The sequence below is a fragment of the Chitinimonas sp. genome (assembly GCF_041904975.1).
Taxonomy (GTDB): Bacteria; Pseudomonadota; Gammaproteobacteria; order Burkholderiales; family Chitinimonadaceae; genus Chitinimonas.
The window spans coordinates 1-3,627 of sequence record NZ_JAYRLZ010000360.1 but is presented as its reverse complement, the minus strand read 5'-3'; the positions used below and the strand labels follow the sequence as shown (position 1 = coordinate 3,627).

Sequence of the window (3,627 nt, the reverse complement as noted above, 5' to 3'; positions counted from 1 at the left end):
TCAAGCGGTTTATCGCCACACAAACACAGCTGGCTGCTTGGGCCTGCGTATTTACTGGACTAGCATGGAACGATTGGATAAACACAAGCAGGGCTGACCGTGTTCGACTTCAAAAGCATCAGCACCAAGCTGAATATCTTGTTTGTGGCGATCGTCACCCTGGTCCTGTCGACCTTCGGCATCGTCAATTACAACCGCAGCGCCCAACAAATGCGCCATGACCGGCAGGAAGCGATCAGCCAGATACTTGATCGCCTGTCGCAATCGCTGCCGGTTGCTGTGTGGAATTTCGACGCCACTCAGGCCGACAGCATTGTCCGCTCCGAGATCAATCGCGGTTTTATCCGTGGCATCAGCGTAAGCGCCGAAGATAAAGTGTTCCTGTCCCTGCACCGCGATGCAGCCGGCCGTGTCGATACCAGTCCATTGCGCGCTGGCGAAGCCGATAGCCGCTATCCGGCCGAATTGCGCTACACCGCCAATGGCGCCACCCGCTTGGTCGGCAAGGTGGAAGTATCGATCAGCAACTCCGATATCGAGGAACAGCTACAGCGCAATCTTTATGTAGTGCTGGCGCAGATCATTTCACTGGACCTATTGCTGGTGATTGCTCTTTCGCTGGCGCTGCGCGCCTTTGTGATCCGCCCGCTGCAAGGCGTCAATGCCGCTCTGGCCGATATCTCGCAAGGCCATCTCGATGTGCAGCTGCCACAAACCAGTCGCGATGAATTGGGCCAGCTTGGCGACGCGACCCGTCGCATGGTGGAGACTCTGGCCACCGTCATTCGCAAGGTACGAGCCTCGACCGAAACGGTGAGTGATGCTGCGGCGCAAATCAGCGGCGCTGCCCTGTCGCTTTCTGCCGCATCTTCCGCCCAGGCTGCCAGCGTCGAGGAAACCAGTGCCTCGATGGAACAGGTAACGGCATCGGTCACCCAGAATACCGACAATGCCCGTACCACCGATTCGATTGCGAACCAGAATGTCGAGCAAGCCGAGTCCGGCGGCGAAGCGGTGCGGCGCACCGTGGTTGCCATGAACCAGATCGCCCAGCGCATTGGTGTGATCGACGATATTGCCTACCAGACCAATCTGCTGGCCCTCAACGCCGCCATCGAGGCCGCGCGTGCCGGCCAGCATGGCAAGGGCTTTGCGGTGGTGGCGCAGGAAGTGCGCAAACTGGCCGAGCGCAGCCAGAGCGCCGCGCGTGAAATTGGCGAACTGGCCAACGAAAGCGTGCAACTGGCGAACCAGGCCGGCGCCTTGTTTGACGTGATGGTGCCCAGCATCCGCAAGACTGCCGCCTTGGTACAGGAAATTTCTGCAGCAAGCAGCGACCAGACCAATGGTATCGAGCAGATCCACTCCGGTATTACCCAGATCAGTCTGTCCATGCAGTCAAACGCTGCCGCCGCCGAGCAATTGTCAGCCACTGCCACGGCCATGACCGACCAGGCAGGTGACTTGCGCGAGATGATTGCCTATTTCAAGACCTGAAGCGCGTCGCTGGAAGGCGACAGATACCGGTCGTATCTTCGCCCGCCCTCGTGTTCCCGCGTTATTGCTACGAACAGATCAATTTGCCTGTCGTGACTGCATTCTCAGCATGCCCAGATGCAGCTCCGCCAATTCGGGGTCAGGCGGGCAATCGAGCACGCTGAGCAAGGTGGCCATCACCAGTTTTTCAAATTCCATACCAAAGCGCTCGATGATCTTGGCCGGCTCGGCAACCAGCTTTTTGTCGGTCATCACGCCGAAGTTCACCCGGTCGTTGTAAGACAGAATGGAAACCCCCATGCCGATCTCGCCCGATTGCGGCACCCAGAACTGCAAGTCGGCCACCTTGGCACCGGCCAGATAGATCGGCTCGCGCGGGCCGGGTACATTGGTCATGACCGCCGTGGACTTGGTGCTGAAATACTCGATGGCTGGCTGCTCCACGGCATTGGGCAAGGCGCCGACCACGCTGAGCAGGCCAAGGGTGATCACTGCGTCGTAGCCGCCCTTGATCTCTTCCATGCTGCGCTTGACCTCATAAACCCGCTCGATCGGGTTGGCGATGCCGATCGGTAGCGGCAGGAACACCAGGCCGAAATAGTTACCCAGCCGGTCCAGCTTGCTTTCCGGCCGCAGATTGACCGGCACCGAGGCGCGGATCACCAGGCCATCGACATTCTGGCCCTTGTCGATCAGATAGGCGCGCAAGGCGCCGGCCACGCAGGACAGCAACACATCATTGATCGAACAGCCCAGGGCCTTACCGACATGCTTGACCTCGGACAGGGGGAGCGACTCGGACCAGGCGATACGCTTGGCCGTGGACAACTTGCCCTTGAACTTGGTGCGCGGGTCGGCTGACATGGCAGCAAGCTTGGCCACGCCAGCGGTGATATCGAGTCCGGTGCTGGCATATTCACCGATCTTGGCCGGATTCATCATCAGGCCATAGCCGGTGCCGAGCAGCTTGCCGTAGCTCTTGAGCATGCCGGCATACATCTTCGCCACCGGCTTGTACATGCGCATAAAGGGGTCATCGGGCTCGCGCTCGCCGGCGAGGAATTTCGGCTTCTTTGCCGGCTCGCTATCCTCGCCCTCCGCCTTTTTGTCAGTCAGGCCAAGCAAGACCTGGATCAGCGCTATGCCATCGCCAATGCAATGGTGGATACGTGCCACCAAGGCCGAGCCGCCCTGGTAATCCTCCACCATATGGAATTGCCACAGCGGCTTGCCAAAGTCCAGCGGGGTGGAGATATGTTCGTTTACAAAATCCTGCAGCTCCGCCTTACCCGCCTTGCCCGGCAGCGCCACCTGATGAAAGTGGTTATCGATATCGAAGTCCGGATCGTTTTCCCAGGAGGCGCCGGTGCCATTGCGCACCACTCTTTGCTTGAAGCGGGCGTGGCGTAAAAGCCGCGTTTGCAGGACCTGGCGCAGCCTTGCAAAGTCGACCGGCTCGTCAAAAAACATGATGCCGGTGATCACCATCAGATTGGTGGGGCGATCCATGCGCAGCCAGGCGGTATCGACTGCCGACATTGCCTCGCGGCCAGAACCGAATAAATTCAACAACATGGCGTCTACCCTTGATAAAGACTGTGGTGGTTGTGCATGACCTGACGGTTGCTCGCTTGACGTAAACCGTCCGGGGATTATAGAACACAGGCTATTCGCGCACGCCAGCACTGGTGCGGCTTACGGGCACGTCAACCCGATTTCGGACTCACTTTCAAACAACGAGGAGCAGGGCCCAATGACTTATTTCGTAACCGGTGCCACCGGTTTTATCGGCAACAACCTCGTGCAGACCTTGTTGCAGCAGCGCAAGGGCAAGATCTATGCGCTGGTGCGCAAGGATTCGCTGGAGAAATTCGAAGCGATCAAGCAGCGCTGGGGCAAGGACGGCGAACGGGTTATTGCCGTGGTGGGCGAGCTGGGCAAGCCCAAGCTTGGAGTGGCTGCCAAGGATATTGCCGAACTCAAGGGCAAGATCAAGCACTTCTTCCATCTGGCCGCCCTGTATGACCTGAAAGCCACGGCGGAGGAGCAGGTAGAAGCCAATGTCAACGGCACCCGCCATGCCCTGCAGTTCGCCGAGGCGGTTGAAGCCGGCGTGTTCCACCACACCAG

At 59.0% G+C, this 3,627-nt stretch carries 3 protein-coding genes; 2 read left to right on the top strand and 1 reads right to left on the bottom strand.

Going from position 1 to position 3,627, the window contains the following annotated elements:
- Positions 1–99 precede the first annotated feature (99 nt).
- Complete coding sequence (locus ACE3OH_RS20750) at positions 100–1,497, top strand: methyl-accepting chemotaxis protein (RefSeq protein ID WP_374357668.1); 1,398 nt, start codon at positions 100–102, stop codon at positions 1,495–1,497.
- A gap of 78 nt (positions 1,498–1,575) precedes the next feature.
- On the opposite strand, the gene ACE3OH_RS20745 is transcribed toward ACE3OH_RS20750, so the two are convergent.
- The gene (locus tag ACE3OH_RS20745) at positions 1,576–3,072 is read right to left on the bottom strand and encodes a wax ester/triacylglycerol synthase family O-acyltransferase (protein WP_374357666.1); all 1,497 of its coding nucleotides are present in this window, start codon (positions 3,070–3,072) and stop codon (positions 1,576–1,578) included.
- A gap of 178 nt (positions 3,073–3,250) precedes the next feature.
- On the opposite strand from ACE3OH_RS20745, the gene ACE3OH_RS20740 reads away from it, so the two are divergent.
- A partial coding sequence (locus tag ACE3OH_RS20740) for an SDR family oxidoreductase (protein WP_374357660.1) occupies positions 3,251–3,627 on the top strand: 377 nt, incomplete at its 3' end.

Bases quoted from the DNA above. Each gene is read 5' to 3' on its own strand.
- ACE3OH_RS20745 (WP_374357666.1), bottom strand. From the start codon at position 3,072: ATGTTGTTGAATTTATTCGGTTCTGGCCGCGAGGCAATGTCGGCAGTC.